34 protein-coding genes and 1 riboswitch are annotated in these 26,753 nt (G+C 36.3%); of the genes, 25 read left to right on the top strand and 9 right to left on the bottom strand.

Translation table 11 applies throughout. From position 1 onward, the window contains the following. The 5 genes from ytfJ (at window position 1) to ACOI1D_RS09710 (ending at window position 3,979) form a co-directional block, all read left to right on the top strand. Window positions 1–501 carry a GerW family sporulation protein gene (ytfJ, locus tag ACOI1D_RS09730; RefSeq protein WP_422501084.1) on the top strand — a complete coding sequence of 167 codons (501 nt, stop codon included), beginning with the start codon at window positions 1–3 and terminating at the stop codon, window positions 499–501. A gap of 99 nt (window positions 502–600) precedes the next feature. Next, window positions 601–1,101, top strand: a complete 501-nt coding sequence (gene tpx, locus ACOI1D_RS09725) for a thiol peroxidase (RefSeq protein ID WP_422501083.1) — start codon at window positions 601–603, stop codon at window positions 1,099–1,101. 131 nt (window positions 1,102–1,232) lie between these two features. Beyond that, entirely contained in the window at window positions 1,233–2,225 is a 993-nt protein-coding gene (locus ACOI1D_RS09720; RefSeq protein ID WP_422501082.1) for a class I SAM-dependent methyltransferase, read from the top strand. An 18-nt stretch (window positions 2,226–2,243) separates the two neighbouring features. Further along, window positions 2,244–3,428: an acetate kinase gene (locus ACOI1D_RS09715; RefSeq protein WP_422501081.1), complete on the top strand. Its 1,185-nt coding sequence runs from the start codon at window positions 2,244–2,246 to the stop codon at window positions 3,426–3,428. 41 nt (window positions 3,429–3,469) lie between these two features. Next, window positions 3,470–3,979: a MogA/MoaB family molybdenum cofactor biosynthesis protein gene (locus ACOI1D_RS09710; protein ID WP_422501080.1), complete on the top strand. Its 510-nt coding sequence runs from the start codon at window positions 3,470–3,472 to the stop codon at window positions 3,977–3,979. Between the two features lie 35 nt (window positions 3,980–4,014). Here the strand turns inward: ACOI1D_RS09710 and ACOI1D_RS09705 are convergent, their stop codons facing one another. Further along, on the bottom strand, window positions 4,015–4,449 hold the full coding sequence (locus ACOI1D_RS09705; RefSeq protein WP_422501079.1) for a universal stress protein: 435 nt from the start codon (window positions 4,447–4,449) through the stop codon (window positions 4,015–4,017). Between the two features lie 133 nt (window positions 4,450–4,582). Between ACOI1D_RS09705 and ACOI1D_RS09700 the strand changes: the two genes are divergently transcribed. The 8 genes from ACOI1D_RS09700 (at window position 4,583) to ACOI1D_RS09665 (ending at window position 11,586) form a co-directional block, all read left to right on the top strand. Next, the gene (locus ACOI1D_RS09700) at window positions 4,583–4,735 is read left to right on the top strand and encodes a hypothetical protein (RefSeq protein ID WP_422501078.1); all 153 of its coding nucleotides are present in this window, start codon (window positions 4,583–4,585) and stop codon (window positions 4,733–4,735) included. Window positions 4,736–5,052: 317 nt separating this feature from the next. Next, entirely contained in the window at window positions 5,053–6,171 is a 1,119-nt protein-coding gene (ald, locus tag ACOI1D_RS09695) for an alanine dehydrogenase (protein ID WP_422501077.1), read from the top strand. 450 nt (window positions 6,172–6,621) lie between these two features. Further along, entirely contained in the window at window positions 6,622–7,134 is a 513-nt protein-coding gene (locus ACOI1D_RS09690; protein ID WP_422501076.1) for a DUF4178 domain-containing protein, read from the top strand. A gap of 14 nt (window positions 7,135–7,148) precedes the next feature. After that, the gene (locus ACOI1D_RS09685) at window positions 7,149–7,817 is read left to right on the top strand and encodes a PspA/IM30 family protein (protein ID WP_422501075.1); all 669 of its coding nucleotides are present in this window, start codon (window positions 7,149–7,151) and stop codon (window positions 7,815–7,817) included. 142 nt (window positions 7,818–7,959) lie between these two features. Continuing rightward, a complete protein-coding gene (locus ACOI1D_RS09680) occupies window positions 7,960–8,622 on the top strand; it encodes a DUF4247 domain-containing protein (RefSeq protein WP_422501074.1) in 663 nt (220 codons plus the stop codon). A gap of 15 nt (window positions 8,623–8,637) precedes the next feature. After that, complete coding sequence (locus ACOI1D_RS09675) at window positions 8,638–9,033, top strand: DUF350 domain-containing protein (protein WP_422501073.1); 396 nt, start codon at window positions 8,638–8,640, stop codon at window positions 9,031–9,033. A gap of 273 nt (window positions 9,034–9,306) precedes the next feature. Next, window positions 9,307–10,857 carry a polyamine aminopropyltransferase gene (locus ACOI1D_RS09670; RefSeq protein ID WP_422501072.1) on the top strand — a complete coding sequence of 517 codons (1,551 nt, stop codon included), beginning with the start codon at window positions 9,307–9,309 and terminating at the stop codon, window positions 10,855–10,857. 48 nt (window positions 10,858–10,905) lie between these two features. Beyond that, on the top strand, window positions 10,906–11,586 hold the full coding sequence (locus ACOI1D_RS09665) for a metal-dependent hydrolase (RefSeq protein ID WP_422501071.1): 681 nt from the start codon (window positions 10,906–10,908) through the stop codon (window positions 11,584–11,586). Between the two features lie 56 nt (window positions 11,587–11,642). On the opposite strand, the gene ACOI1D_RS09660 is transcribed toward ACOI1D_RS09665, so the two are convergent. Next, window positions 11,643–12,434, bottom strand: coding sequence for a PulJ/GspJ family protein (locus ACOI1D_RS09660; RefSeq protein ID WP_422501070.1), 792 nt, complete (start codon window positions 12,432–12,434; stop codon window positions 11,643–11,645). 61 nt (window positions 12,435–12,495) lie between these two features. Here ACOI1D_RS09660 and ACOI1D_RS09655 point away from each other — a divergent pair, with 61 nt between their 5' ends. The 10 genes from ACOI1D_RS09655 (at window position 12,496) to ACOI1D_RS09610 (ending at window position 20,648) form a co-directional block, all read left to right on the top strand. Then, complete coding sequence (locus tag ACOI1D_RS09655; RefSeq protein WP_422501069.1) at window positions 12,496–12,939, top strand: type II secretion system protein; 444 nt, start codon at window positions 12,496–12,498, stop codon at window positions 12,937–12,939. Continuing rightward, window positions 12,936–13,334, top strand: coding sequence for a hypothetical protein (locus tag ACOI1D_RS09650; protein ID WP_422501068.1), 399 nt, complete (start codon window positions 12,936–12,938; stop codon window positions 13,332–13,334). Before ACOI1D_RS09655 ends, ACOI1D_RS09650 begins: the two co-directional genes overlap by 4 nt. An 81-nt stretch (window positions 13,335–13,415) precedes the next feature. Next, on the top strand, window positions 13,416–14,978 hold the full coding sequence (locus tag ACOI1D_RS09645; RefSeq protein WP_422501104.1) for a GspE/PulE family protein: 1,563 nt from the start codon (window positions 13,416–13,418) through the stop codon (window positions 14,976–14,978). Window positions 14,979–14,989: 11 nt separating this feature from the next. Further along, window positions 14,990–16,030, top strand: a complete 1,041-nt coding sequence (locus ACOI1D_RS09640; RefSeq protein ID WP_422501067.1) for a type IV pilus twitching motility protein PilT — start codon at window positions 14,990–14,992, stop codon at window positions 16,028–16,030. A gap of 3 nt (window positions 16,031–16,033) precedes the next feature. Then, window positions 16,034–17,230 (top strand): type II secretion system F family protein, encoded by a 1,197-nt coding sequence (locus ACOI1D_RS09635; RefSeq protein ID WP_422501066.1) that lies wholly within the window; start codon window positions 16,034–16,036, stop codon window positions 17,228–17,230. A gap of 47 nt (window positions 17,231–17,277) precedes the next feature. Next, window positions 17,278–17,360, top strand: a riboswitch (cyclic di-GMP riboswitch). A gap of 38 nt (window positions 17,361–17,398) precedes the next feature. Further along, on the top strand, window positions 17,399–17,770 hold the full coding sequence (locus ACOI1D_RS09630) for a competence type IV pilus major pilin ComGC (protein ID WP_422501065.1): 372 nt from the start codon (window positions 17,399–17,401) through the stop codon (window positions 17,768–17,770). Window positions 17,771–17,874: 104 nt separating this feature from the next. Beyond that, entirely contained in the window at window positions 17,875–18,630 is a 756-nt protein-coding gene (locus ACOI1D_RS09625) for a prepilin peptidase (RefSeq protein ID WP_422501064.1), read from the top strand. A 12-nt stretch (window positions 18,631–18,642) separates the two neighbouring features. Further along, window positions 18,643–19,560, top strand: a complete 918-nt coding sequence (gene pilM, locus ACOI1D_RS09620; protein ID WP_422501063.1) for a type IV pilus biogenesis protein PilM — start codon at window positions 18,643–18,645, stop codon at window positions 19,558–19,560. A 16-nt stretch (window positions 19,561–19,576) separates the two neighbouring features. Beyond that, complete coding sequence (locus ACOI1D_RS09615; protein ID WP_422501062.1) at window positions 19,577–20,119, top strand: hypothetical protein; 543 nt, start codon at window positions 19,577–19,579, stop codon at window positions 20,117–20,119. Continuing rightward, window positions 20,112–20,648 carry a hypothetical protein gene (locus tag ACOI1D_RS09610; RefSeq protein ID WP_422501061.1) on the top strand — a complete coding sequence of 179 codons (537 nt, stop codon included), beginning with the start codon at window positions 20,112–20,114 and terminating at the stop codon, window positions 20,646–20,648. The genes ACOI1D_RS09615 and ACOI1D_RS09610 overlap by 8 nt, the downstream gene beginning before the upstream one ends. A 2-nt stretch (window positions 20,649–20,650) precedes the next feature. Here ACOI1D_RS09610 and ACOI1D_RS09605 read toward each other — a convergent pair whose 3' ends face one another. The 3 genes from ACOI1D_RS09605 to ACOI1D_RS09595 all read right to left on the bottom strand — a co-directional run bounded on the left by ACOI1D_RS09605 (window position 20,651) and on the right by ACOI1D_RS09595 (window position 22,556). Continuing rightward, window positions 20,651–20,926, bottom strand: a complete 276-nt coding sequence (locus tag ACOI1D_RS09605; protein WP_422501060.1) for a YqhV family protein — start codon at window positions 20,924–20,926, stop codon at window positions 20,651–20,653. A gap of 110 nt (window positions 20,927–21,036) precedes the next feature. Continuing rightward, the gene (locus ACOI1D_RS09600; RefSeq protein ID WP_422501059.1) at window positions 21,037–22,254 is read right to left on the bottom strand and encodes an MFS transporter; all 1,218 of its coding nucleotides are present in this window, start codon (window positions 22,252–22,254) and stop codon (window positions 21,037–21,039) included. A gap of 161 nt (window positions 22,255–22,415) precedes the next feature. Beyond that, complete coding sequence (locus ACOI1D_RS09595; protein WP_422501058.1) at window positions 22,416–22,556, bottom strand: hypothetical protein; 141 nt, start codon at window positions 22,554–22,556, stop codon at window positions 22,416–22,418. Between the two features lie 152 nt (window positions 22,557–22,708). Here ACOI1D_RS09595 and ACOI1D_RS09590 point away from each other — a divergent pair, with 152 nt between their 5' ends. After that, the gene (locus ACOI1D_RS09590; RefSeq protein ID WP_422501057.1) at window positions 22,709–24,016 is read left to right on the top strand and encodes a DRTGG domain-containing protein; all 1,308 of its coding nucleotides are present in this window, start codon (window positions 22,709–22,711) and stop codon (window positions 24,014–24,016) included. A gap of 36 nt (window positions 24,017–24,052) precedes the next feature. On the opposite strand, the gene ACOI1D_RS09585 is transcribed toward ACOI1D_RS09590, so the two are convergent. Then, on the bottom strand, window positions 24,053–24,346 hold the full coding sequence (locus ACOI1D_RS09585) for a YtpI family protein (RefSeq protein ID WP_422501056.1): 294 nt from the start codon (window positions 24,344–24,346) through the stop codon (window positions 24,053–24,055). Between the two features lie 177 nt (window positions 24,347–24,523). Between ACOI1D_RS09585 and ACOI1D_RS09580 the strand changes: the two genes are divergently transcribed. Beyond that, window positions 24,524–25,474, top strand: a complete 951-nt coding sequence (locus tag ACOI1D_RS09580) for a DHH family phosphoesterase (RefSeq protein ID WP_422501055.1) — start codon at window positions 24,524–24,526, stop codon at window positions 25,472–25,474. 46 nt (window positions 25,475–25,520) lie between these two features. On the opposite strand, the gene ACOI1D_RS09575 is transcribed toward ACOI1D_RS09580, so the two are convergent. From ACOI1D_RS09575 to ACOI1D_RS09565, 3 genes are all read right to left on the bottom strand, one after another. Beyond that, on the bottom strand, window positions 25,521–25,754 hold the full coding sequence (locus ACOI1D_RS09575) for a hypothetical protein (RefSeq protein WP_422501054.1): 234 nt from the start codon (window positions 25,752–25,754) through the stop codon (window positions 25,521–25,523). A gap of 85 nt (window positions 25,755–25,839) precedes the next feature. Then, window positions 25,840–26,343 carry a sporulation membrane protein YtrI gene (gene ytrI, locus ACOI1D_RS09570; protein WP_422501053.1) on the bottom strand — a complete coding sequence of 168 codons (504 nt, stop codon included), beginning with the start codon at window positions 26,341–26,343 and terminating at the stop codon, window positions 25,840–25,842. Further along, window positions 26,343–26,672, bottom strand: a complete 330-nt coding sequence (locus ACOI1D_RS09565; RefSeq protein ID WP_422501052.1) for a YtrH family sporulation protein — start codon at window positions 26,670–26,672, stop codon at window positions 26,343–26,345. Before ACOI1D_RS09565 ends, ytrI begins: the two co-directional genes overlap by 1 nt. Between the last annotated feature and the right edge of the window lie 81 nt (window positions 26,673–26,753).

Raw genomic sequence — 26,753 nt, 5'->3', positions numbered from 1 at the left:
ATGAGTGAACATCCGATTCAAGGATTGATGAAAACAGCAATGGAAAACATTAAAGATATGATAGAAGTAAATACAATAATCGGTGAGCCTGTTGAATTACCTGATGGTGTGATAATTCCTGTTTCAAAGGTTGGGTTTGGTTTCGCAGCCGGTGGTAGTGAGTTTCAGGGCAAATCATCAGGGGGGCAAAGTGACTCAGAATCTGAATTGCCATTTGGCGGTGGTAGTGGTGGTGGAGTATCAATAACCCCAGTCGCTTTTTTGATAGTAAGTGGTGATGAGATTAAGATGGTACACTTAGACGGTAACACACATATCTTTGAAAGAATGATTGATTTTGCTCCTCAGGTAGCTGAAAAAGTTCAGCAGATGTTAAAAGAATCGTCATTGGGTAAATCCAACCAGAAAAATAATGATAAAGAAAAACAAAAAGATATGAATAAAGACGATCAGGAAAAAGACAAAAAAGAAAAAAAGTCTAAATCAAATTATACGATTTAGCTCATTCATGTACACTTTAAAGTCGTAACAATGGACATGTAATGCTTGATTACTCATAATAAATAGAGAAACTAAATTTTTTGCAGGAGGAATGAAGTTATGGCTAATGTTACGTTTCATGAGAACCCTGTCACACTCTTAGGTTCGGAAATTAAAGTTGGGGATAGTGCTCCAAACTTTTCGGTATTGTCCAACGACTTAAAAGAGGTCACTTTAAACGACTACAAAGATAAAGTTAAGTTGATAAGCGTTGTACCTTCAGTTGATACGGGTGTATGCTCAGAACAAACGAAACGATTTAATGATGAAGCTAGTGAAGTTGCAAATGCACATGTGCTTACAGTAAGTATGGATTTACCATTTGCACAAAAACGCTGGAGAACAGTAAACAAAGTAGAAAATCTGGACCTTTTGTCAGATCATCGTAATGCTGAATTTGGTGAAAAATATGGTGTTCTGATTCAGGAACTACGTTTGTTGGCACGGTCCATATTTGTAGTTGATTCAACTAATACCGTAACATATGTTGAATATGTTGAAGAGGTTAGTAACCACCCTGACTACGCCAAAGCACTAGAAGCAGCAAAAGCAGCAAAATAAAATTGAATCTGATTATTTCCCCTTAGCTCTTTTTGAGCGGGGGTTTTTTAACGCATTTCATATATTTGTACATTTACCCCCTCATTTTGTTACAATAGAGTCGCTTTATTAGGCAAAACGGAGGGAACGCTATGGAAAAAACAAAAGTTGAATTATTATATGAATGGATTGATGAAACAACTGAACTAATTGAACAACATAAGGAAGAACCGTACCTTGAATGTTTATTAATAACGTTAGAAAGCCTATTAGAAAACGATTTTTTTGATGATAAAAATTCAATATTAACAAAGAATATACAGGACCGTTTAAAAGAAATCGATTTGTCTTCTTACTCCCCGAATGAAACTAGAAAAGGGACTCAGCTCGCAATATTAAAGGGTATGAAGGGGTCCACGCAACAACAACATGTAATGACTCCTGACGGTATAGCTCTTTTAGTTGGATACTTAGCAGGGAAATTATCTGGTTCTGAAGTAAAACTTCGGATTTTTGATCCGGTAAGTGGTACAGGTAATTTGTTAGCAACCGTAATTCATCAATTAGGTAAGGAAACTACCGGATATGGAAGTGAGATTGATCAAACATTACTCAAGCTGTCTGTGCTAAATGCAAACCTTCAACAGCTTACGGTTGATTTTTTCCATCAGGATAGCTTGCGTCCATTTCTCCTTGACCCAGTTGATATAGTGATAGGAGATTTACCTGTTGGTTATTATCCCGACGACGAAAACGCAAGTCACTATAAACTTCAAGCGGATGAAGGCCATTCATACTCACATCATCTGTTTATAGAGCAAGGAATAAATTATGTTCGTGACAGTGGATACTTAATTTTCGTTATCCCTGAGTTTTTATTTGAAAGTGATCAGGCAGATAAACTTCAATCGTTTCTACATGAACACGCACATATCGTAGGCGTTCTACACTTGCCTGAGAGTACCTTCAGGTCAAAAAATAATGCAAAAAGTATTTTGATTCTACAAAAGAAAGGGAAAGAAACAGAGGCTCCTAAACAGCCATTACTTGTTAAACTTCCTTCCCTTAAGAATACGAAAGGTATGGAAGACATCTTAGGGCAAATGAATACATGGTTTGCTTCCTACCTAATTAGCGAAAAGTAATGAAGGGAATTATCACAAATGCAAATAATATTAGCAATTAACGCAGGTAGTTCTTCGTTAAAATTTCAACTTATTCAAATGCCGGATGAAAAAGTCTTGACTAAAGGATTGGTAGAACGTATAGGAATTGCAGACTCCGTATTTACGATTGAGTTTAATGATAATAAAGATAAAATGGTTATAGATATACCGAATCATGAAGAAGCTGTAAAACATATAATGGAAAAGTTAACTTCCATCGGAATAATCCAATCATTGGATGACATTTATGCTATTGGCCACCGTGTTGTGCATGGAGGAGAACGTTTTACGGACTCGGCGGTAATAACCGAGGAAGTTATGAAGGAAATTGATGAAGTGTCAGAGCTAGCGCCACTTCACAATCCAGCAAATCTAACGGGAATTCGTGCTTTCCAGGAAATATTACCGAATGTACCAATGGTAGCAGTGTTTGACACAGCCTTCCATCAAACAATGGAGGAAAAATCTTATTTATATAGTTTGCCATATGAATATTATGAAAAGTATGGAATTCGTAAATATGGTTTCCATGGGGCTTCACACAAGTATGTATCAGAAAGAGCTTCAGAAATGCTCGGTATACCATTAAAACAATTAAGACTAATTTCATGTCATTTAGGTAATGGTGCAAGTATAGCTGCAATTGAACATGGCAAATCAATTGACACATCAATGGGCTTCACACCACTTGCTGGGGTTACAATGGGAACGAGATCTGGCAATATAGATCCTGCATTAATTCCATATATCATGGATAAAACGAATCAATCAGCTGTAGAAGTACTTAACGTGTTAAACAAAAAAAGTGGAATGCTTGCCTTATCAGGATTCTCAAGCGACTTACGCGATATAGAGCAACAAGCTGATTCGAACAAGCGTGCAGAACTTGCGCTAGAAGTGTTTGCCTCAAGAATTCATAAATATTTAGGATCTTACGCAGCAAGAATGTCAGGTGTAGATGCAATTATCTTCACTGCAGGAGTAGGAGAGAATAGTGATGTTGTTCGGAAAAAAGTATTAACAGGGCTAGAGTTTATGGGTGTTTACTGGGACCCCTCACTAAACAAAATCCGTGGAAAAGAAACATTTATAAACTATCCACATTCCCCAGTTAAGGTGATTGTGATTCCAACCAATGAGGAAGTTATGATTGCACGGGATACGGTGCGTTTAACACTGTAGAAACGGTAGAAACAAGGTATTTTCAAAGAGGTGTAAATGCTATGTATGTTAACGATCATAAGGCGAAAATGAGGAAAGCAGCATGTATGGTCATAACTATGAGTGACACGCGAAACATAAGCACTGATAAAAGTGGTAGTTTAATCGTGGATTTTTTAGAAAAACATGGCCATATGGTGACAAGTAGGGATATTGTCGCTGATGAAAAGAATGCAATTGATAAAAAGATTACTGCAGGAATTAATGACCCCAATATTGATGTTATTTTAACAAATGGAGGGACGGGTATTGCAAACCGGGATGTTACAATTGAGACAGTAAAGCCCCTATTAGATAAAGAAATACCAGGGTTCGGAGAAATATTTCGTTCGCTCAGTTACTTAGAGGACATTGGGTCAGCTGCAATATTATCCAGAGCAATAGCTGGCATAGCAAATCAAACTGTAATATTTGCGATGCCTGGGTCATCCGGAGCAGTCCGTTTAGCAATGGAACGATTAATTTTGCCAGAGTTATCACATGTTATACATGAAATTAACAAAGATACCTGATAAAAATAATAACGCCATTAATGGCGTTATTATTTTTACCTTACTACTAAAACATCACATTGGGCATAGCGAGTGATGTTTTCTGATACACTCCCGATGAAAAACCGCTCAACTGAATTCATCCCTGTTGCGCCACAGATTATCAAATCAGCGTTAAAAGTTGGAGCGATTTCCTTGGCGATTTTAACTTTTGGTGACCCGTATTCAATACATCGTACAATATTACTCAATCCGGCCGCTTTTGCTTTTTCCATGTACTTATCAACAAGCACTTTTGCGTAGTCTTCTGCCCGTTCTGCGAGTGTCCGGTCATAAGCCTCAGCTGTAGCAAACGTTCTAGAGTCAACAACATGCGCCAGGATAAGTCTTGCACTATTACGACGTGCAATTTCTAAAGACTTTTTAAAAGCTACCTCAGAGGCATCTGATCCATCGACAGCTACTACAATATCCTTGTACTCAAAATTCATTTACAGTTCCCCCTTTCTATAAATATTATGTACCTTTTACGCTTCAAAAACAATAACCTATCCTCTAATTGGAAAAAAATTATCTACAACAAATAACACCCTATGGACAAACTAAGGTTGGAGGTGATACGACATGGGAAAGAAACCAAAACAAACGTTGCATGAAGATAAAAAAGGCATCGCTGTTGTGCAAAACCAATTATTTGAGAGTTATCAAAGTGGTGTTGTAGAAGATCAATTGCACAATAATAGAAATATTCACACCTTCAACAACCAAAAGAATTAATAATCTTTGACTGCTTTCAAATAAACGGCATCACTTTCTCGTTAGAAAACCTGGCTTATCGCCATGCCTTAATGGCGAAAGCCTCAGTTGCACTTATGCAGTAAGAAAGGATTTATACTTTCTTACCTGCTTAGAAATAACCTGCCTTTGCAGAAAAAGGCAGGTTATTTTCTGCAGTAATTATTATATTATATGAAAGCGCTGTTTTTTGATGTTATATTTGTTATTTATTTGATACAATGAAAGTGCTATTATTTAGTCATATTTTCCAAAAGTATTAAAAATTAAAGGCAGGAAGTTAGGAGAGTGTGTTATAAATGAGAATCGGAATTCCAAGAGAGATTAAAAATAATGAAAACAGAGTCGCTATGACTCCAGCAGGAGTTCTAACATTAAAGACCGCTGGACACGATGTATTTGTTGAAGCAGGTGCAGGCGAGGGTTCAGGATTTGTGGACGAGCAATATCTGGAAGCAGGTGCACAAATTGTTCTGGATGCAAAAGAAGCCTGGGCACAGGAAATGGTTATGAAGGTTAAAGAACCACTGAGGGAGGAATATGACTATTTCTATGAAGGTCTTATCCTTTTTACATATTTACATTTAGCAGCAGAACCTGATTTAACGAAAGCTCTTATAGAAAAGAAAGTTATTGGTATTGCGTATGAGACAGTCCAACTGGAAAATAGGTCGTTACCGCTATTAACACCTATGAGTGAGGTAGCGGGACGGATGGCTTCACAAATTGGTGCACAGTTCTTGGAAAAATCCAGAGGTGGAAAAGGTGTTTTGCTTGCTGGAATACCAGGAGTGCAAAGAGGAAAGGTTACTGTAATTGGCGGTGGGGTCGTTGGTACGAATGCTGCTAAAATAGCGATTGGTCTTGGCGCAGATGTTACGATAGTTGATTTAAGCCCAGAAAGGTTAAGAGAACTTGATGACATCTTTGGCACCAGTATCAATACCTTAATGTCTAATCCTTTAAATATTAAAGATGCGGTTGCGGAATCGGACCTTGTAATTGGGGCTGTTTTAATACCTGGTGCGAAGGCTCCGAAATTAGTTACCGAAGAAATGGTACAAGCAATGTCCGAAGGGTCGGTTATTGTTGATGTAGCAATTGACCAAGGTGGAATTTTCGAAACTACCGACAGAATTACTACACATGACGATCCAACTTATTCAAAACATGGTGTACAACACTACGCGGTAGCGAACATGCCTGGTGCAGTGCCACGCACCTCAACAATTGGTTTAACAAATGTAACTGTTCCTTATGCATTGCAGTTAGCAAACAAGGGTTATGTGAGGGCATGCCAGGAAAACGTGGCATTACGCAAAGGGATAAACACATTAGATGGATATGTAACCTATAAAGCAGTAGCGGAGTCCCATGGGCTGCATTATGATGAGGTACAGGCTTTGTTACAGAAATAATTTAGGAGGGGTACAGGTCAGCTTGACATGTATCCCTCCTGTATATTTATACAGATGCTGTATTAGGAAGGGTAGTAACCAAAGTGTTTTAGCATTCCGTGGTCATCTGGTTATAGTAGTATCAATATTCAACCTCCAACAATTGCATCTTCTTTTTCTATATTAGGTAATACTAATACAGGGTCAAAATCAGTGTTTTGTGGATAAGCTAGGTATTGCTCAAATTACCTATTAGTTAATCTCATTTTCGCAAATAGTGTATCAATTCATTTGTCATTTCCACATCTCTTAAACATAGAATACCACTAATATACCAAAACTTATTGGTTTTAATAAGATGAAAAAATGTTACAATTAACCGTGTAATGTAAGAAAAAAGTGAAACCTTTTCTAAATTGAATTCGTAATACGAAATGTGGAAGTAATTTATCGATCAAAAGAGGTGAAATAGTGGGTTTATTTACTAATTTGTTTAAGAAAAAAGAAACAGATCGACCCGCCCCGAAAGAACGTGATGCGTTATCAATTAAAGTCGGTGACATCGTAACGTATGACTTACGAGATTTTGAAGTAGTAGGGAAGATCACCTATCGTGATGGTAGTTATAAATGGTATGGTTATCAATTGTTAGAGGGACATGATACCATTTGGTTAGCTGCAGAAATGGATGACGAGCTAGAGCTTGGTATTTACAATAAGATTCAACTTCCTGTAAATAAACCGTTTCCAAAAGAATTGGTTTATGAAGATAAAACTTATTTTCTTGAAGAAGAAGGTAAAGCTGCGGTCACAGGAGAAGGAAGAAGTGCAAATTTGAATGGGATTGAGACTCATTTTGCAGACTATAGTGACAGTGAAGATGAGAATTATCTAAGTATCGAGTCATGGGGCACTGAATTTGAAGTAAGTTATGGTCATCCAATAGAAGCATACGAAATTAAAATATTAGCTGGTTCAAATTAGAGGAGGAAAAATATATGTTTAAAATGTTTAAACGAGTTTCAACAGTCGTAAGTTCTGAGTTAAATACATTGTTGGATAAAGCAGAAGATCCTGTAAAAATGTTAGACCAGTTTATGCGTGACATGGCAGAAGACATCCGCGAAGTAGAGTCTGCTGTAGCAAAACAAATAGCCAATGAAAAGATGCTTAAACGTAAAGCAGATGATGCAAAAGCAATGGTGGACAAAAGACAACAACAAGCAGAAAAAGCACTTAATGCCAATGATGAAGATTTGGCACGCAGGGCTTTACAAGATAAAGCTGACCATGAAAAACAGGCTAACCTGCTGAATGAGTCTTGGGAAAATGCTAAAAAAGATTCTGACGTGCTAAGAAGTAAACTTGATGAAATGAAAAAAGAATACCAACAAATGAAATTGAAGAAAGATTCATTAAAAGCACGTGCAGAGTCTGCAAAAACACGTACAAAAATGAATCGCACGATGTCTTCGATTGGAAATGATCAATCAAAAGCAGGGTTTGAGCGCATGGAAGAAAAAGTGATGCGCTTTGAAGCAGAAGCGGAAACTAGTGAAGACCTATCTCAAGAAAGTAGATCATTGGATGATGAATTTGATGATTTAGGTGATAATGGTGTTGACGACGAGTTAGCAGAATTGAAAAAGAAAATGAATAAAGAATAATAGTTAATTAAGTAAAGGGGCAACTCTTTAATAATAGGTCCATTACATTTCTACACTTATCTCGGCATGCGCTTTCATTGAGAAGAGTGAATGCCGAGGTTTTCAAAAGTTTAGAAGAGATACATCGAAGGGGGGGTAATAAGTGAAAAAATGGAGTGTATTGATCAGTTTATTATTTGTCTTGATAATTGCCACAGGATGTTCATCGCCATTTTCAGATGACCGGGGAATACCAGAAAAGGTTGAAATAACATCAACTGATATCCCAAAAGAACCAAGTAAAGCTGAAATCATAGATAAAATACAAAATAATTCCAGTAATGATATTGATGATATTATTGATGCGAATTTTTCATTAATGGATGTTGTTTCTGTTGAAGGAGATAAGTCGGAAATTTATGCTACTCAACAGTTTGGATTAAAGGAACTTTCATCCGTATTGTCTGCAGCTGTAAAACCTGAAAAAATTAGTGAAGTGAAGGATAATCAACAGATTCTTATTTATCCTAATCATTTTGTTACTTTAAAAGTTAGCCCAGAGGATAAGGATGTAATATTAATAGAAGTGGCGAGTGATGAATTTGTGCGTCGTAATTATGCACCAAGTTTTTTAGGTACATACTTTGCAATTCGTTTATTAGATGATGTACTTGACGTAGATGACTGGGGGAAGCGTAGATCACGGGTATGTAAATCTTCAGGAAATTGTTATGGAGGTTATACTGGTAGAGGCTATTTCCCAAACGGAACACCTAACCGAGGCGATTCATCCTATAGAGGTGGCGGGCCTGGTTCAGGAAAATAAAAGGAGAGTGAAATAATGGGACCATTTGTAGCGACATTTGTTTATTTTGTAGTTTCAGTTGTAATAGTATTAATCGGTTTGTTTATTTTCGAAGTTATGACACAAAAATATAAAGACTTAGAAGCGGTTAAAGAAGGAAATCTCGCAGTTGCCATGTCAATTTCTGGTAAAATTATTGGTATTTGTATCATCTTAGCATTTGCAATCTATCATAGTAATGAAATTTACGAAACACTAATTTGGGGTATTTATGGTGTAGTATTACAAATGATTGCTTACTTATTATTTGATTTATTTACTCGGAAATTCTCAGTTGAAGATCAGCTTTCTAAAAACAATATGGCTGTAGGAGTACTGTCAATGGGTGTATCCATTGGATTAGCACTTGTTATTGGTGCTTCGATAACGTAAAATCACACTTTATGAACATAAATGGAGGATAATAACTTTTCATTTAAATTTTGACAAGAGAAGCGGGCTTTTGCCCGCTTTCTCCAATTAAGGGTTTAAATATATATGAGGAGAACTTCGCCATTCGCTATTAGGTAATAGGTGAATGGCGAAGTTTTTTAAGCAGGTAAGAATAGTATAAAACTTACCTTCCCGGATAAGTGTGCTAAAGCATGGGGTAAGCCAAATAGTATTTGTTTATAGTAGCTTGTATAGTAAGATGGAGTGGTAAAAATGGACGAAAAAGCAATTAGAAAGAGCAAGTTAATATATTGGGCATCTGGTATTGTATCGATTTGTGGTATTATTTTTGAAGTTTTGTTTGGTGCATTAGGCTCGTACATATTAGGTGATGGTGTGAAGCAATACACGTTAACCATTTCCTTGTTTTTAACTGGAATGGGGATTGGCGCCAGTCTTAGTGAAAAAGTAATGAAAAACCTTATTTTGACGTTTATTTGGATAGAGTTTGGTGTGGCTTTAATTGGTGGGTTTTCAAGCTTTACTATGTTTGGAATTACTGCATTTGCACCTGAAGGAACAGATGCATTTTATTTGTATTTTATAACATTATTGGTAGGTGGATTAACAGGAATTGAACTTCCTATCCTTATAAGGAAAGCAAATGAGATTGGGGTTACATTAAACAAAAGTACTGCTCGCGTGCTGTTCTCGGACTATGCTGGCGGACTAGTCGGTGGTCTGTTATTTGTATTTTTACTACGACCGCAATTTGGACTTGTTAAGTCAGCGTTTGTAGTAGGTTGTATTAACCTGGCAGTGGCCTTAACTATATTGTGGCTCTTTCGAAAAGAAATCAAAAATTTTGTTGTACATGCAACGTTTGGGGTCATCATTGCAATCCTGTTGATTATCGGGGTGCTATTTGGAGAAGCGATGGCATTTACCTTTGAGCAGAAGCTATACAAGGATCCAATAACATATATGGAGCAGAGTGCTTATCAAAAGATAATACTAACACAGGATCAAGGGGACACTCGTCTGTATTTAGATGGTTCCCTGCAGTTTAGTTCAACCGATGAATACAGATACCATGAAGTACTTGTGCATCCTACTATGGCTCAGGCGGAAGAACATGAAGATGTTCTGATTTTAGGTGGTGGAGACGGTATTGCAGCTAAGGAAATTCTGGAATATGACGAGGTCGAGACGATTACACTTGTTGATCTAGATCCGGCTGTAACCAAGTTAGGTAAATCCAATCGCAAGCTTCTTCAATTAAATGAAGGTTCTTTATTTAATGAAAAGGTACAGGTTATACACAAAGATGCATTTCAATTTCTGGAAAAAACCGAAAAGTGGTACGACGTTGTTATCGTAGACTTGCCAGATCCTAATAATGAAAGTCTAAACAAACTTTACACGAAAGAGTTTTATTCATTGATAAGAAATCACCTAAACCCAGGTGGGGCAGCAATGATTCAATCTACAAGCCCAGTTTTTGCAACAAAAGTGTATTGGACGATTTCTAAAACAGTAGCATCTACTGGGATGAATACGGTAAACTTCCATGTTGACGTTCCAAGCTTTGGAAATTGGGGCTTTGTGATGGCTAGCCGTGATAAAATTAACGTAGAGGAATTTGAGATAAAAGTTGAAACAGAGTTTTTGACTGAAGATATGCTTCTAGGTTTAACACAATTTGGAAAAGACGAAGATAGTAGGATTGTGAACGATTCAGGAGAACAATTTATACTTGAACCAAATACCTTAATTGACCCTAATTTAATTCGTTTGTATGAGAATGCATGGCAGAATTACTAATCGGGTAGATATATATATGTGGAATAAATCTTAAAAGGAGTGGTTTTGTTGAAACTATCTTATCATGGTCATTCAGTTGTAAAGCTAGAAACAGGAACACATACGATTTTAATTGATCCTTTTATTTCAGGAAATGATGCCTGTGACCTGGATGCGAATTCAGTGAAAGCGGATATTATATTACTCACGCATGGGCACAACGACCACGTAGGTGACACAATCCAAATAGCGAAAAACAATGATGCGCTAGTAGTTGCTCCAAACGAACTAGCAGGGTATCTTGGCTCTAAAGGACTAAACACTCACCCAATGCATATCGGTGGTGCTCATGAATTTGATTTTGGTAAAGTTAAATTCACTCAGGCATTTCATGGATCTGCATTTACAGAAGATGATGGGACGTCGATTTATACGGGGATGCCAGCAGGAATCCTTCTAACCGTAAATGGTAAAACCATATACCATGTAGGTGACACGGGATTATTTTCTGATCTGAAAATGATTGGGGAAATGAATGACATCGATGTAGCTTTTGTACCAATTGGGGATAACTTTACGATGGGACCAGAAGATGCATTGATTGCCGCAGATTGGATAAATTCCAAAGTGGTTGTACCTGTTCACTATAATACATTTCCGGTGATTGAGCAGAATCCTGATGATTTCGCCAGGAAGGTTAAAACAGGTGAAGGTAAGGTAATGAAGATAGGGGAAGTAATGGAGTTGTAACAACGGGTTTAGGTGTGAGCGTAGTTGCTCACACTTATTTTTTTAAGACATAAATATCATTTCCCTGATTCAAAGCAATTTTTTACTTCATCAATTTGTGAGTAATATTGTTCCTTACGTTTAAATTCACCTTTTATACAAACTTGTCCTTTTATATCCAATTCACCTTCCACCTGAAAGTCACCATTTACTGTTACAGTTGAATTTGGTTGAACAGTTAGTCCACCTTTGACGTATAAATTTCCACCTATAACGACTGCAGAATTGTTTTGAAGGAAAAGCCCATTTTGAAAAGCTGCACTTTTTTTAAAGTCGTATTGATTACAACCGGGATTTCCATTTTGAGTATGTATGTAGCTCGTAAATTTGGTGTCATTGAAAAAGGTACAGTTGTCTATATTTCCTTCTTCAAAGTCATCTGGATTCTCTTTCAAATCTAAAACGTAAGCATCCTTCTTCGCTAAAGTAGTTTCAACAGTAAGGTTATCACCCTTGTTGCTAGTGACTAAGTGAATAGACAAGGATTTGTTTCGATCTACGTCTATGCAACCATTGCTTATATTTAAACTCTCAACACTGTTATTAAAGGTAGATTTCACCGGATCGATTAAACCCTTTTTGTCATCAAAGCAGATGGGTGAATTAACTTTGTAATAGTCATTGCGTATTTCTGCCATCAAAACATTTGTATTTTGCTGTAAGGAAGTTGAACTGCTAACTTCTTCACTAGTAATTAACTGCATAATCAATGTTGACGATAATACTATTAAAATAGCGAAGATACTTAATGATGCTAGCACTTCTATAAGTGTTAAGCCATGTTCATTTTTTAATTGTCTGTTTTTCATCTTTTACACATCCAATAACATGATATAATAGGTTAATAGTCTTAGTAGAGGAGTGATAGTTTTGTTAAATAAATATAACAATATAAATAATAGCAAAGGTTTTACTCTTATTGAGATTATAGCATCAATTTCGATATTAGGAATAGTTATTGTAGTATTTCTTCCAATTTTCCCACAAATAATGACATGGAATAACAACACTGAAAAAGAATTAGTTGCTGGTAACCTATTGGAACAAGCTATACACGATCTAAAGGGCCAAGAGTCTATTGTTTCGCAATTGGAAGAAGAAAAAATACCTGTTTGTCCTTTAACAAAAAAAGTGTTACCAGATACTGAACTTTTATCCTATAAATTAAATAAAGTTTCTCATTCAATTGTGTTAAATGTTTGCCAAACTACTGAAGAAGCAAAGTTGGGCTTATATCGTACAAATATACAAATAGTTTCACAAAATGATAAGTTAAGTGAAACCTATACATATCTTCAGGGTGATGCCCAATGATTAGGTTTAAAAACGAAGATGGAGCCGCACTAGTAGTTACGTTAATGATTGTTACGTTACTATTGTTATTCATACTTACTCAATTCTATCAGGTTACCAACACTACAAAACAAGTTGATACAGTTGGGCACACTATTGATGCCAGATCAATTGCTGAAATGGGGATTGATTATTACCGTAGTAAAATTAACCAATTTAATGATGAGCAGACTATTGAAGATTTTTTAAACGGGTTTCCAACTCGTGTAGAGGTCGATGGTAATAGACGATTTGCTATTAAACAAAAGAACATTAAAAAAACAAATGAAATAATAACTATTCATATTAGCAGTACGGGTACTGCCTATGGCAAGAATATAACTATCCAGGATAAGTTGGTAATAAATTTACCTTAAAAGGAGCGGATTAAACTGATTACTCGTAAGCGTCTAGGGGATTTGCTCCAGGAAGCAAATCTCGTAACGAACGACCAGATAATGGAAACACTGGAGAATAAAGATAGTGCTCAAAAGCTGGGAGATGCGCTATTAGAGCGAGGCCATATTACGGAGCGACAATTAATAGAAGTATTAGAGTTTCAGCTCGGAATTCCTCATGTATCACTATTTAATTATTCAATTGATGAACATGTATTAGGTTATGTTACAAAGGAAATGGCTCAACAAAACTACATAATGCCGTTAAAGATTCAGGGTAATGAATTTATGGTTGCAATGAAGGATCCAATGGACTATTACGTTATTGACGATTTAGAAATGTCAACAGGGTACCGTATTTCACCGGTTATTGCCGCGAAAGATGACATTCTTTATGCAATAAATAAATATTACTTTAAAGGTGAACTTGAAGGATTTCAGGATAGTTCTGATTCTAGAGATGATGAAACATCCGTTATTCAAATACTAGATCAACTTTTAAACACTGGCGTGCAACTAAAAGCTAGCGATATTCATATTGATCCACAGGAATCCACTATCCAAATTAGATATCGTATTGATGGTAGATTACAAACGGAAAAAGTTTTACAAAAGCATTTACAAAATTCCCTGGTAGCGCGTATTAAAATTTTAGCTAATCTAAACATTACGGAAACAAGGTTACCACAGGATGGTAGGATTAGATCAACGGTTGGTGTAACACCGGTAGATCTGCGTATTTCCTGCTTGCCCACTGTTTACGGTGAAAAAGTTGTTATTCGTATACTGGATTTGAAAAATGCATTAATGCAATTAAGTGAACTGAATTTTTCAGAAGAAAATCATAAACGGTATTTAGATTTGATTGGACAACCATCTGGACTAATCTTGTTGACTGGTCCTACAGGTTCTGGTAAAACTTCCACATTATATGCATCAATCAATCATTTAAATAAGAAAAATGTTAATATTCTAACGATTGAAGATCCAGTAGAATTTCAATTAGAGGGAGTTAACCAGGTTCAGGTAAACAGTAAAATAGGGTTAAACTTTGCTGCAGGACTTCGGTCAATGCTAAGACAAGATCCAAACATAATCATGGTCGGTGAGATTCGGGATCAGGAAACAGCTGAAATTGCCATACGTGCATCAATGACAGGACATTTAGTATTCAGCACATTGCATACAAATGGTGCAATAGATACTGTCCCAAGATTAGTTGACATGGGAATAGAACCATATTTAGTGGTCAACTCATTAAACGGAATTGTAGCACAGCGTCTCGTCAGAAAAATTTGCCGAGATTGTAAAATGGAAAGAGAACCGGCACAAATGGAAAAGGAACTATTCTTGAAGAATGGAATGGAAGTGGAAAAACTTTACTATGGCAAGGGGTGTAGCAGCTGTCATCAACAAGGATATCGTGGCAGAGCTGCTGTTCATGAAGTTGTTGTTGTTGATGATACGATTAAGACAATGCTTTTAAACAATCAATCAATGTCAAGCATCCGTTCTTATCTAGAAGAACAACACTCATCTGTTCTTCTCCAGGACGGATTAGCAAAAATAAAGACCGGGTTAACGACGATGGAAGAAATCATGCAAGTATCAATTAGTATATAGGGGGCGTCTACATGAAAGAGGATTTTGATAAATGGTTAACTAACGCATATCAGCACAAAGCATCAGATGTCCATCTGACGATAGGCAAGCCACCTATATTCCGCATAAATGGATTGCTTCAAGAACAGCAATTACCGGAACTAACACCAGCAGATACCTATCAGATTGTAAAAGAAATAATTTCAACGGAACTTTGGGATCAACTTGAAACTAACCGTGATTTAGACTTTACATATGGTATTAATGGTGTGTCAAGGTTTCGAATCAACACATTTTTCCAACGAGGTCAATTGTCATTAGCAATCCGAATTGTGCCGAGAACAATACCGACAATTGAAGATTTGGGTTTACCACAAATTGTGAAGCAAATCGTTCAACACCCTCAAGGTCTGATTTTAATTACAGGCCCGACAGGTAGCGGAAAGAGTACTACTCTTGCTGCGATGATAAACTACATGAATAAAACGATGCAAAAACATATTATAACGCTTGAAGATCCAATTGAGTACATGTATAACCATGATAAATCTGTGATTGATCAGAGAGAAATTGGGTTTGACACCACCAGTTTCGCGAATGGATTGAGGTCTAGCTTACGACAGGATCCAGATGTTATCTTGGTTGGAGAAATGCGGGATTTCGAAACGATTTCCACCGCAATTACAGCAGCTGAAACAGGCCATTTGGTATTAGGAACACTACATACTACGGATGCGGTATCAACTATCGAACGTATAATTGACGTGTTTCCACCTAATCAACATGCCCAAATTCAAGTTCAATTAGCATCTATATTAAAAACAGTTATTTCACAACGGCTGTTAGTTACAAAGGATCGAAGGGACAGAGTAGTGGCTACTGAAGTCTTAGTTAATAATTCAGCAGTGAAAAATTTAATCCGAAATGAGAAGCTGCACCAGATACAAAATGTACTGCAAACATCAAAAGAACACGGGATGCATACGCTTGAAATGGACTTGAAGCGGTTACTGCAGGAAAATCGTGTTACTCCAGAAAGTATTGCGCCTTTTTTGCAGGAAAGGAATTTGTAGAGTATGAATTACCAATACACTGGCAAAAAGTTATCGGGACAAAAAATAAGTGGTAAAGTTGAAGCAGACTCAAAGCAAGAAGCAATCCAAACCCTTGAAAAGGATGGACATATCATTATTGATATTGCTGAGACTAAGCCATGGAATAAAGATATCATTCTAAATAGAAAAGTTAAAAATAAAGATTTTGTTATATTTTTAAGACAATATTCAACGCTTATACGAGCTGGAATCTCTCTCTCTGATGCTACAAAAACAATGGTAAAGCAAACAGATAATTACGCTTTACGGGTTGCTCTTACTTCTATTGATAAGCAACTTGATAATGGGAGATCGCTATCAGTTGCTACTGAACAGCATCCGATGGTTTTTCCGTCCTTACTAAGAAATATGATCCACGCAGGTGAAGTGAGTGGTAAGTTAGATGAAATCTTAAATCAGATGGCTGATTACTATGAGAAAGAATACCGGAACAAACAGAAAATAGTATCGGCTGTTCTGTATCCAACTGTAGTCGGGATAATCACACTTTTCTTAAGTACATTTTTGTTAGTCTTTGTTGTTCCACAGTTCGTTAGTATGTTTCGCTCCTTCGGAGAAGAGATACCGATGTTTACACGGATTGTACTTAACTTGAGTAACTTTGCTGCGGCATATTGGTGGATTTTATTTCTATTAATTATAATAGCTACTTTAGTAATTAAATACTTAATGCAATTTGATCGCTTTAATTACCGACTAGATGTGGTGAAGATGAAATTCCCTTTTATAGGGGTCCTGGTACATAAAGGTGCATTAGTTCGTATGCTTCAAACCTTAAGTACCCTATTTAATAGTTCAGTACCAATTCTACAGTCAGTGGAAATCACGGAAAAAGTTGTTGACAACAAAGTTATCCAAGGTATTCTCGCAAAGTCTAGACAATCGTTAGCTGTGGGTGAATCTTTGACTAAGCCAATGAAAGATCACTGGGCATTTCCAGCTCTAGTTGTACAGATGGTCCAAATCGGGGAGAAGACGGGAACATTAGATCATATGCTGATGAAGGCTGCTGAATTTTATGAGGAAGAAGTAGAACAGTTATCTAATAGAATAAAAGTTTTAATCGAGCCATTAATGATTATTGTACTTACCGTTATTGTAGGTAGTATTATCATGGCGGTTGTGATACCAATGTTTTCATTATTTGAAAAAATATAGTAGAAATGGTAGATTTATGTAAGGTTATAGAGTATACTTAATATAGGACTAACGTAGGATGCGTTGATAGATTACCTTTACATAGGGCACTTTGGTAATCAGGAGCAAGTAGTGCAACCGACCAACTAGTTTTATTTTAAAACTAATCTAGTAAAGGGTGGGGTCAACATGTTTGAACGGATAAAGAAACAGATAAAGAGAGAAAAAGGGTTTACATTAGTAGAGCTTTTAGCAGTTATAGCAATTTTAGGTATTATTGTAGCTATTGCAGTTCCGACGATTGGGAATGTTGTAAGTGATGCAAAAGGTGACGCTAAAGATGCAAATAAAGAATTATTTGAGAATGCAGCTAGATTAGCAGATGTTGCTGGTGAAGGCGATGAAACATCATTTAAACTTAGTAAACTAGTAGACTTAGGTTATTTAGAAGAAATTCCTGATGGTTTTAGTGAAAATGATACTGTTGAAAAAGTTAGTAAAGTATGGACCTATACCAGTAGTACTAATACAGTTGAATCGGGTTCTGATACTACCCAATAAACTTAATACTTTAATACAACGTTTCAAAGCCTTGCATTATTTGTTGCAGGGCTTTTTATTCCAACTAAAGAAGTAATTAAGAAGTAGCATAAGGAGTAACAACAATGGACATCACATTAACCATTTTATTTTTCATCCTCGGCCTAGTTTTTGGCTCATTTTTCAACGTAGTAGGTTTACGTTTACCTAAAAATCTCCCATTCGCAAACGATCGTTCGTTTTGTCCTTCCTGTAATCACACACTAGCCTGGTATGAATTAGTTCCTGTATTATCCTATTTAACTCAACTTGGAAAATGTCGACATTGTAAATCTACCATTTCGCCGATCTATCCAGTTGTGGAAATCACCACAGGATTACTGTTTGCGCTTAGCTTTTGGAAAATCGGAATTACTTTTGAGTTAATTATAGGTTTATTACTCGTCTCGATGTTAATGATTATCCTCGTATCCGACATCAAATACATGTTGATACCAAATAAGGTTCTTCTTTTCTTTTTACCATTGTTTATTGTACTACGTTTTTTGCACCCACTAGATTCATGGTTAACATCACTAACTGGGGCAATTGCTGGAGTGGGAATTACTGCCATTATAATTCTCGCTAGTAAGGGTGGAATGGGTGCTGGCGACATGAAATTGTTTGGTATTCTTGGTATCGTACTAGGACTAAATCAGATTTTGCTCGTGTTTTTTCTATCGACTATAATTGGGGCAATTGTCGGCAGTTTGTTATTGCTCTTTAAAATTATCAGCCGCAAACAACCGATACCTTTTGGTCCATACATCGTTGTTGCTGGTTTGGTAGCATATTTTTACGGAGATTTCATCATTAATTGGTACATACAATTTTACATATAAGTAGGTGGTAGCATGGCATTGGTAAAAAGTGGTCGGGTAAATATTGTTATTACAAATCGGGTTCTTCGTTATTCGTATCATAAGAATGCATCATTAGATAGTTTGATAACATACGGGGAATTAGAACTGCCTGAGGGGACTATTATTGATGGCAAAATTGGCAACAAAGCTGTATTGAAAGAACTAGTTGAGCAACTTGTTCAATCCCAGAAATGGAAACGTAAAAAGTTATTCTTTTGTGTGCCTGATGATACAGTTGTAATACGTGAATTAAGTGTTCCTTCTGCTTTACAACCAAATGAAATAAAAGGATATATTAAAACACAAATAGGGAACAGTTTTCACCTCCCTTTCGATAATCCAGCAATAGACTTTGAGCTTCTTGATGGTGGCGAGCAACAAAAGATTTTATTATTTGCGTACCCTAATGATAAGCTTGAACCGTTTATTTCTTTGTTCACACAAGCAGGATTAAGGCCCGAAGCTGCTGATTTTACTTCACTGTCCATTTATCGCTACTATTATAGTAAAGAACATGCGAAAGACAATGATGTGCTTCTTGTAAACTGGAACAAGGATTCCATAGTAATAACCGCCTTCAATCAACACAAAGCTATTTTCACAAGGTATCGGAAACTGGATTTCCCGGTAGAAATAGTAGATGAGATAGTAGCTGATCGACTTATAGCTGATCAAATCATAGAAATAAATCGGATAATTGATTTTTATCAATATAATATTACAAACGGATCATCTAGTATTTCAAGGCTGATAATTGGAGGGGACTTTCCCTTTTTACAACAAGTTAAGACTGAGCTACTATCAAGGGTATCAATCGCTGTTGATTTAGTTGACGAAATAGATAAAACACACGACACACCTGCTAAGTATATTGACGTACTTGGATTGGCTTTAAAGGAAGTAACATAGAGGGGGGAGCAATTAGATGAATACGGAGATTAATCTGATAGAACAACAACCGAATAAGTTTGCTCCTTTTCTAAAGTTTGGTATTCTTTTCTTTGTTCTTGCTCTTTGTGTCATATCCTTTGTGCTATTTCAAAAAAATGACTACCAAAGTCAGATAGAAATCAAATCTGAAAAACTAGCAGAATTGGAAAGTATTCTCTTGGAAAATCGGGGAGCTGTTAAAGATTATAAGAAACAAGAGAGGCTGATTTCAGACGTAGCAGGAATCAGATCAGCCAGTGTACCAAATCTATCTGTATATAAAAGTATACTTGGTCTGTTGTCAGATTCTAAACAGTTAATCATGTATGAAACACTGCCCTCTAATCAAATCTTGGTAGAGGCCAAATTTGATACATTACCGGAATTGGCTGGATATGTGTCTGCATTATTAAAGCTAAACTACGTAAAAAATACAGAGCTAACCAATGTTATTCTCGTTGATTCGGCCTACCATGCTACTTTAACCGTGGCAACTGACTTAGAAACTTTGACAAAGGAGTTTGGTATGAATGAATAAACTTCTGTCGAAACACACGCTGTATGGAATTATTGGTGTTTTTATTAGTGTAGCTATTATTTATTCTATTTCCTATTCTCTCATCATAAAACCTATGCAAGCGGAGTTGCAGACGATAAATAAAAATGTGAAGATGTATGATGCTCAACTGTCAAACATAGAAGACAATCTGGAAACTGAAAGCAGTGAATTAACTGAAATTGCTGCACAACTGGTTCCGAGCAGCCCACAACCAGATGTTATTTTGGTCCAAATAGAGAAATTTTCTGTAGAGTCAAATACTACTGTAACTATGATTGAATCAACAATTCTGGAAGAGAAAAAGGAAACCTCTACTCTACCTAAAAAAATAAAGAAAACTGGATATACCATAGAGGCATCTTCGCCAAGTCTAGAAAGTATTAACACTTTCCTGACGTTGTTGAAAGAGAATGAACCACTTTTTACTATAGAAGGATTAACAGTGACTAAAACAGGGAACCAACAGTTTTCACTTTTGGTTACTTTTGTCGCTTACAACCAGAATTAATTTTACTTAACTTTAATTCCGACTAGAATAAGAACCACTCCAGTAAATATACAAATCATTTTAGCAAATGATACTTTTTCAGAAATACCTAATAAACCAACTGAAGTTGATACGATAAGAATTATAGGTCCGATCAAAGCCAATGAACTATTGACGATTAGGGCCTTTTCTATATTATTCAATTTAAACATTAAAGCTGCTGCAAGAATTTCAATACTCCCAGAAACCAACCGCAACAAAACCATGATGAAAACTGCTTTTTCAATCATAACAAACATTATTGGCCTCCTCCCGTTAATTTTCTCCTTGTAGTTTATGCATCAACTAATGAGAAAAGACAGGCTATCTTAGAACCTAATTATATTCAGAGAGGAGAGAGGTTTATGCATTATTTATCAGGTTTGATTTCTTTAAAGGCGAGAAATGCTGCGAGTAGTGCTAGTAAGGATAGAAGACTGACAAGCCAGGTCAAATTTTGTTTCATTAATAAAGCTGTTGCTGGAGGGCCACCCGCAACTCCTATAAAGCGCGCGGCACTATAAAAAGAAGTAATTGTTCCTCTAACACCTTTCTCAATACTTTCCGTTATCAATGCATCCATACAGGGAAGTACTGCTCCAATACCAATTCCACAAATCAAGAAAACTACTAATAAATAAAGAACTTGTTCTGAAAAACGGATTGCTACAACCGAGCCACTGGCAGTTACTATCCCAGCAAACGTAATCCACTTCATTACAACTAAATTATCTTTTATCGTCTTTCCGGTAATAAATGACGCAAGACACAATGCTGCTAGTGGGATTGCCAGATACAATCCTTTCCTGAGACCTTTAACATTATAGGTTTCTTCTAGCACACTGGAAAGATAAAAGAGTATGCCAAATAAAATAAACATTAGAATAGCACCAATTACAAAAATGGAGAGAAGCCAGCGTTTATGTTTTACAAACACACTTTTTGTATCATTTTTAAAATCCTTAAAAGACGGACCTTTTGTTTCTTTGGGAGGCTTTTTCACTAAAAAAATAATTAGTAAAACAGAAATGAGACAAAATATTGGAATGGAGAAAAAAGGTAGAAACCACACTACACCTGCTAATACAGCACCTATTATAGGACTTAATACTTTACCAAGTGTATTTGACGTTTCAATCAGTCCTAAGGTAGAACTGACATCTTTATCTTTTTTAAACATATCTCCTACCAATGGTAATACAATCGGGGCAGTTCCAGAAGCTCCTATCCCTTGAAGGATTCTTCCGATAATTATCAAGGTAAAAGGGTCACTCATTTTCCAGGATGCCCACCCAGCGATTAGAGCACCAATTGCCGCAATGATTAATGAAGGTATTATTACATTTTTCCTTCCGTACCGGTCAGAGAGAAAGCCTGCAAGTGGAATAAGGAAGATTCCTACGATGGAATACACACTTATTATGTAGCTGGACTGCAGCTTTGAAATGTCAATTTCCTTTTCCATTATTGGCAGGACTGGAATTAACATGGAATTCCCAAGTGTCATTATTAATGGAATTGATGCCATGGATACAATTGCCCATCTTTTTTCGTGAATCTCACTGTTGTCCTTTTCAATGGTTGCCATATGTCAGTTCCTCTCTTATAAAATATTTATTATTTTATTATTTGTTCATCCTTTGTTCTTATGCAGGAACGTAATATACTCATCTTCAGTTCTGAAACAGCTCGTACAATCATAGGATAATTATAGAGCCCAAGGACACAAGGAGGAGATACTATGAGACACTATGCTGTTTTGCGATTTTTATTAGCTTGTTTTTTCTTATACTTTGCATGGCCAATTATTCCTACTGCAGTTACCTCAACAGCGAGTTTGTTTTGGGGGTTGTGGTTAGTTTTGTTTTTATTAGTGATTGCTTCAAACACTGCAACAATTTTGCAAATAACCGAACCTCCATCTATGGAACAGGAAAGAACTAGATCACGTCTTAGGCTTTAGCATTGAGGTTTCACCTATTCAACTGTATAATTAATACTATTAATCAGACTAGTACAGTTGAAAGTTGGTGACAATCTGAGTGGCAACGAAGCATGAACAAATCATTCAACATATAGGAACGTTAGGAATTGGTAATAAAATATCTGTTCGTCAGGTAGCAAAGGACTTAAATGTTAGTGAGGGTACCGCATATAGAGCTATTAAAGAAGCAGAAAATCAGGGTTTAGTAAGTACAATAGAGCGAGTTGGAACAATACGGATCGAAAGAAAAAAGAAAGAAAACTTTGAACGATTAACCTTTGCTGAAGTAATCAATATTGTTGATGGGCAAGTATTGGGTGGCCAGAGAGGGTTGCATAAAACACTTAGCAAATTTGTTATCGGGGCGATGCAATTAGACGCAATGATGCGTTACACGGAACGTGACTCATTGCTAATTGTCGGAAACCGGGTAAAGGCACATGAACTTGCGTTACAAGAAGGTGCTGCGGTTTTGATTACTGGAGGATTTGACACTGAGGAACATATTAAACAGCTTGCAGATGAAAAGGAAATTCCGATTATGTCAACAAGCTATGATACGTTTACTGTAGCTGCCATGATTAATCGGGCTATTTATGATCAATTGATAAAAAAAGAAATAGTTTTTGTCGAGGATATTTTTACATCTGTAGAAGACGCATACTATTTGGATGCGAAAGACTTATTGGGAAAATGGTATGAGCTGAATGATCTTTCAACGCATTCTAGATTTCCAGTAGTCGATGATAAACAGCGAGTGGTCGGGATGCTTACCTCAAAAGATGTAATTGGAAAAAATGGACAAACTTTAGTTGAAAAAGTAATGACGAGACGTCCACATATGGTTCAAACAAAAACTTCACTTGCTTATGTGGCTCATATGATGGTTTGGGAAGGTATCGAGGTAATGCCTGTGGTAGATCAATCGAATAAACTGCAGGGCGTGGTTTCAAGACAGGATGTACTCAAAGCATTACAGCAAATTCAGCGGCAGCCACAGGTGGGTGAGACAATTGACGATATTATTTCACGGAATCTGGAGTCGCTGCCAGAAGATCAAACTATCTTTCAGACGGCTATAACTCCACAAATGACAAATCAGTTAGGAACATTGTCTAATGGAGTTTTTACATCCCTTATTTCAGAAGCAAGCAGGCGTTTGTTGTTGCAGGTGAAAAAAGCAGATCTCGTCGTTGAGAACATTACTGTCTACTTTATGAAACCTGTACAAATTGACAGTGAAATTTTGATCAAACCAAGATTACTTGAAGTTGGTCGGGTTTATGCAAAAATAGATGTTGAAGTGTTTAATGACAAACAAATGGTAGGAAAAGGGTTGTTAATGGCGCAATTAATCGCCAGGTAATAAACAAAAGCTGACTAATCGTTTAGTCAGCTTGTCTTATTCATTATTGAGTCGTTTCCATTCATTCCTGTAATGTCTACCTTCTTTAAAGCCACGTGATAGCTGTAGTACACCTAAAATAAGAAAAACTATACCGATAAACAATGAGATCTGTGTCCCATAATAGATGTATTGGTTTATTGCAAAAAAGAAAATGAAACTCCCAAGACAAATTCTGGATTTTGCGTTAAAATAAGCTTGAGTGAGATTATCGTCACTTTTAAGAATGGAAACTTTGTAATATACATAAAAAACTAGTGACGCTGCAATTAAAATCGGGAAAATAACCATTTGATCTACTCCAATAAGAAGAATTTTCTAACAAAATGTTCAACTAACATTATAAGAGAATATAAAAGGGAAATGAATGAAGTGTCATCTTAATTCCTTGTTACATTGTAGCTTGTCTTACCGAATTTAGCCAGAAAAAAAGTATAAATACTGATTAGAGAGAAGGATGGGTAACCGATGCAATTTGAACTGATAATAGAAGAAATAGAAAAGCATGATACGATAATCATTCATCGTCACGTGCGCCCTGATCCTGATGCACTTGGCTCACAAGGTGGGTTAATGCATTTGATAAAAGGAACATATCCATTCAAAAATGTGTATTGCGTTGGTTCTGAGGATCCGTCTTTAACGTTTATGATAGAAATGGATACTATTAACGACGATGTATATGATGGAGCACTTGTAATTGTTTGTGATACGGCCAACGCTGCACGCATTGACGATCAACGTTATGATAAAGGTGACAAGTTAATAAAGATTGATCATCATCCAAATGTTGATGCATATGGCGATATTATGTCTGTTGACACAAAAGCAAGTTCAACATCTGAAATTATTTATGATCTTTTTTTATATGCTAAAAAACCACACGGCTTCAAACTGAGCGATGAAGCAGCTCGACTTATTTATGGTGGGATTGTTGGGGATACAGGAAGATTTCTATTTCCAAGTACAACAAAAAAGACGTTTCAATACGCTTCAGAACTTGTAGCCTATGATTTTGACCGCACTTCGTTATACGATGGTATTTACAATACAAAAGAAACAATAGCTAGGTTACGTGGATATATCCTTCAGAATTATGTATTGTCTGATTCTGGCATGAGTACGATTAAATTATCTAGATCGATCTTAGATGAATTTCATGTAAGCAATTTAGAAACAGGCCAGTTAGTAGGGGTCTTAGGAGATGTGGAAGGAATCAAAGCTTGGGCATTTTTCATTGAAGAAGAGGATCTGATCCGTGTGCGTATTCGTTCAAAGGGTCCAGTAATTAATACAATTGCTGCAAAGTACAATGGGGGCGGTCATCCTATGGCTGCTGGAGCATCAGTTGACACATGGGAAGATGTTGAAATTGTTATTCAGGATCTTGACCAAGTTTGTTTAGAGTATGTAAAATAAAAAGAAGTGCTAAATTAGCGCTTCTTTTCACGAATTATTTGTTTGCTCATACGGATTGGTCTAAGTCCGTTTTAAAAAACTTCGCATTTTCATTTTTGTTGTGAAGTGGTATGAACCAGCATCCTGAAGGTGTTTCATCAAGATGTACATGTAATTCAAATTTTTTTATGTCCCGTTTTATTAATCGAATCAATTCATTTGATTCCGCATACGCGGTTAAACCATTTTTTAACAGATTGATTTTTTCTTCCTTCATTCTATTGTGATTCATAATAAACATTAGAACCCACTCCTTTCGATTAGAGTAGTATATGATAAAGTTCAGAAATGTGTTTTTCGATAAATAGCTAAGTATCTTGTAGCCGTTAGCCTACAATCTCCGCTTCTAACGTTAATTTTACTGTATCTGTAATGGAAGTTTTTATCACTGTAAATTGATACGTCATTTCATCAATACGAAAACTTTTATTTTCAATCGTTGATTCAAGCAATCTTTCGCTGTCTGACACAATATCTTTGTCCTGACCAACTATATGAGAAATTTCTTTTTTAATTAGTTTCTCGAGCTGATGTACAATTAATGTGTCCATTTTGACTTCTTTTTCATTGTCAATTCGTATTTCTATCTTCTTTACTGTGTCTGATTCCTTAGTTTGTTGACTAAGGTCCTCTTTGTCTTTTAATAACGCATTATTTTCATCCTTTAAATCATCCACCTGTGATTGCAATTCAAGATTTTGTTCTAACAGTTGTTCATACATAGATCCATACATATAAATAAGGATACAATAGGCGATTAGCCCTCCAAAAAAAGTACCAACCAGAAAACGTTGCCAGCTTTTTCGCTTATGATAAGGAGGAATATGCATTACTCTATCTCCTGTTGAATGGCCCAGGAAAGTATTAAGATAGCAGACTTTACCCCGCCCATTGCGGCAATTATCAGCAAAATCTGCTTAAAAACATCAATTGTTGATCCATCAAGTACTTTTTCAAATTTAGTGATTGCATCAAAAGTTCCCCCAATGGCCGCTACAATAGCCCAAATACGCAAGCTTTGTGCAAGACGAGTGATGGACGATACGGGTGCATCACCAGTAAAAAAAGACCCCATGCTTCCAATAATAGTGCCTCCTATAATGACTCCAAAAGCAATAAAATAGCAATGTATAAATTGGGCAAAAAAACGCTCTTCCATAACATACGCTCCCTATAAGGTATACTATTTAAACTATATGATTCTTTTGGACAAGATATGAATGTTAGAATTGGGAGAAGG

The organism is Virgibacillus sp. DJP39 (assembly GCF_049310925.1).
In the GTDB taxonomy this organism is placed as follows: Bacteria; Bacillota; Bacilli; order Bacillales; family Amphibacillaceae; genus Virgibacillus_F.
This window is presented reverse-complemented; position numbering and strand designations above follow the sequence as displayed.

Coding starts and splice junctions, on each gene's coding strand:
- ytfJ (WP_422501084.1), top strand. CDS start 1: ATGAGTGAACATCCGATTCAAGGATTGATGAAAACAGCAATGGAAAAC.
- tpx (WP_422501083.1), top strand. CDS start 601: ATGGCTAATGTTACGTTTCATGAGAACCCTGTCACACTCTTAGGTTCG.
- ACOI1D_RS09720 (WP_422501082.1), top strand. CDS start 1,233: ATGGAAAAAACAAAAGTTGAATTATTATATGAATGGATTGATGAAACA.
- ACOI1D_RS09715 (WP_422501081.1), top strand. CDS start 2,244: ATGCAAATAATATTAGCAATTAACGCAGGTAGTTCTTCGTTAAAATTT.
- ACOI1D_RS09710 (WP_422501080.1), top strand. CDS start 3,470: ATGTATGTTAACGATCATAAGGCGAAAATGAGGAAAGCAGCATGTATG.
- ACOI1D_RS09705 (WP_422501079.1), bottom strand. CDS start 4,449: ATGAATTTTGAGTACAAGGATATTGTAGTAGCTGTCGATGGATCAGAT.
- ACOI1D_RS09700 (WP_422501078.1), top strand. CDS start 4,583: ATGGGAAAGAAACCAAAACAAACGTTGCATGAAGATAAAAAAGGCATC.
- ald (WP_422501077.1), top strand. CDS start 5,053: ATGAGAATCGGAATTCCAAGAGAGATTAAAAATAATGAAAACAGAGTC.
- ACOI1D_RS09685 (WP_422501075.1), top strand. CDS start 7,149: ATGTTTAAAATGTTTAAACGAGTTTCAACAGTCGTAAGTTCTGAGTTA.
- ACOI1D_RS09675 (WP_422501073.1), top strand. CDS start 8,638: ATGGGACCATTTGTAGCGACATTTGTTTATTTTGTAGTTTCAGTTGTA.
- ACOI1D_RS09670 (WP_422501072.1), top strand. CDS start 9,307: ATGGACGAAAAAGCAATTAGAAAGAGCAAGTTAATATATTGGGCATCT.
- ACOI1D_RS09660 (WP_422501070.1), bottom strand. CDS start 12,434: ATGAAAAACAGACAATTAAAAAATGAACATGGCTTAACACTTATAGAA.
- ACOI1D_RS09650 (WP_422501068.1), top strand. CDS start 12,936: ATGATTAGGTTTAAAAACGAAGATGGAGCCGCACTAGTAGTTACGTTA.
- ACOI1D_RS09645 (WP_422501104.1), top strand. CDS start 13,416: ATGGAAACACTGGAGAATAAAGATAGTGCTCAAAAGCTGGGAGATGCG.
- ACOI1D_RS09640 (WP_422501067.1), top strand. CDS start 14,990: ATGAAAGAGGATTTTGATAAATGGTTAACTAACGCATATCAGCACAAA.
- ACOI1D_RS09635 (WP_422501066.1), top strand. CDS start 16,034: ATGAATTACCAATACACTGGCAAAAAGTTATCGGGACAAAAAATAAGT.
- ACOI1D_RS09630 (WP_422501065.1), top strand. CDS start 17,399: ATGTTTGAACGGATAAAGAAACAGATAAAGAGAGAAAAAGGGTTTACA.
- ACOI1D_RS09625 (WP_422501064.1), top strand. CDS start 17,875: ATGGACATCACATTAACCATTTTATTTTTCATCCTCGGCCTAGTTTTT.
- pilM (WP_422501063.1), top strand. CDS start 18,643: ATGGCATTGGTAAAAAGTGGTCGGGTAAATATTGTTATTACAAATCGG.
- ACOI1D_RS09615 (WP_422501062.1), top strand. CDS start 19,577: ATGAATACGGAGATTAATCTGATAGAACAACAACCGAATAAGTTTGCT.
- ACOI1D_RS09610 (WP_422501061.1), top strand. CDS start 20,112: ATGAATAAACTTCTGTCGAAACACACGCTGTATGGAATTATTGGTGTT.
- ACOI1D_RS09605 (WP_422501060.1), bottom strand. CDS start 20,926: ATGTTTGTTATGATTGAAAAAGCAGTTTTCATCATGGTTTTGTTGCGG.
- ACOI1D_RS09600 (WP_422501059.1), bottom strand. CDS start 22,254: ATGGCAACCATTGAAAAGGACAACAGTGAGATTCACGAAAAAAGATGG.
- ACOI1D_RS09585 (WP_422501056.1), bottom strand. CDS start 24,346: ATGGTTATTTTCCCGATTTTAATTGCAGCGTCACTAGTTTTTTATGTA.
- ACOI1D_RS09580 (WP_422501055.1), top strand. CDS start 24,524: ATGCAATTTGAACTGATAATAGAAGAAATAGAAAAGCATGATACGATA.
- ACOI1D_RS09575 (WP_422501054.1), bottom strand. CDS start 25,754: ATGTTTATTATGAATCACAATAGAATGAAGGAAGAAAAAATCAATCTG.
- ytrI (WP_422501053.1), bottom strand. CDS start 26,343: ATGCATATTCCTCCTTATCATAAGCGAAAAAGCTGGCAACGTTTTCTG.
- ACOI1D_RS09565 (WP_422501052.1), bottom strand. CDS start 26,672: ATGGAAGAGCGTTTTTTTGCCCAATTTATACATTGCTATTTTATTGCT.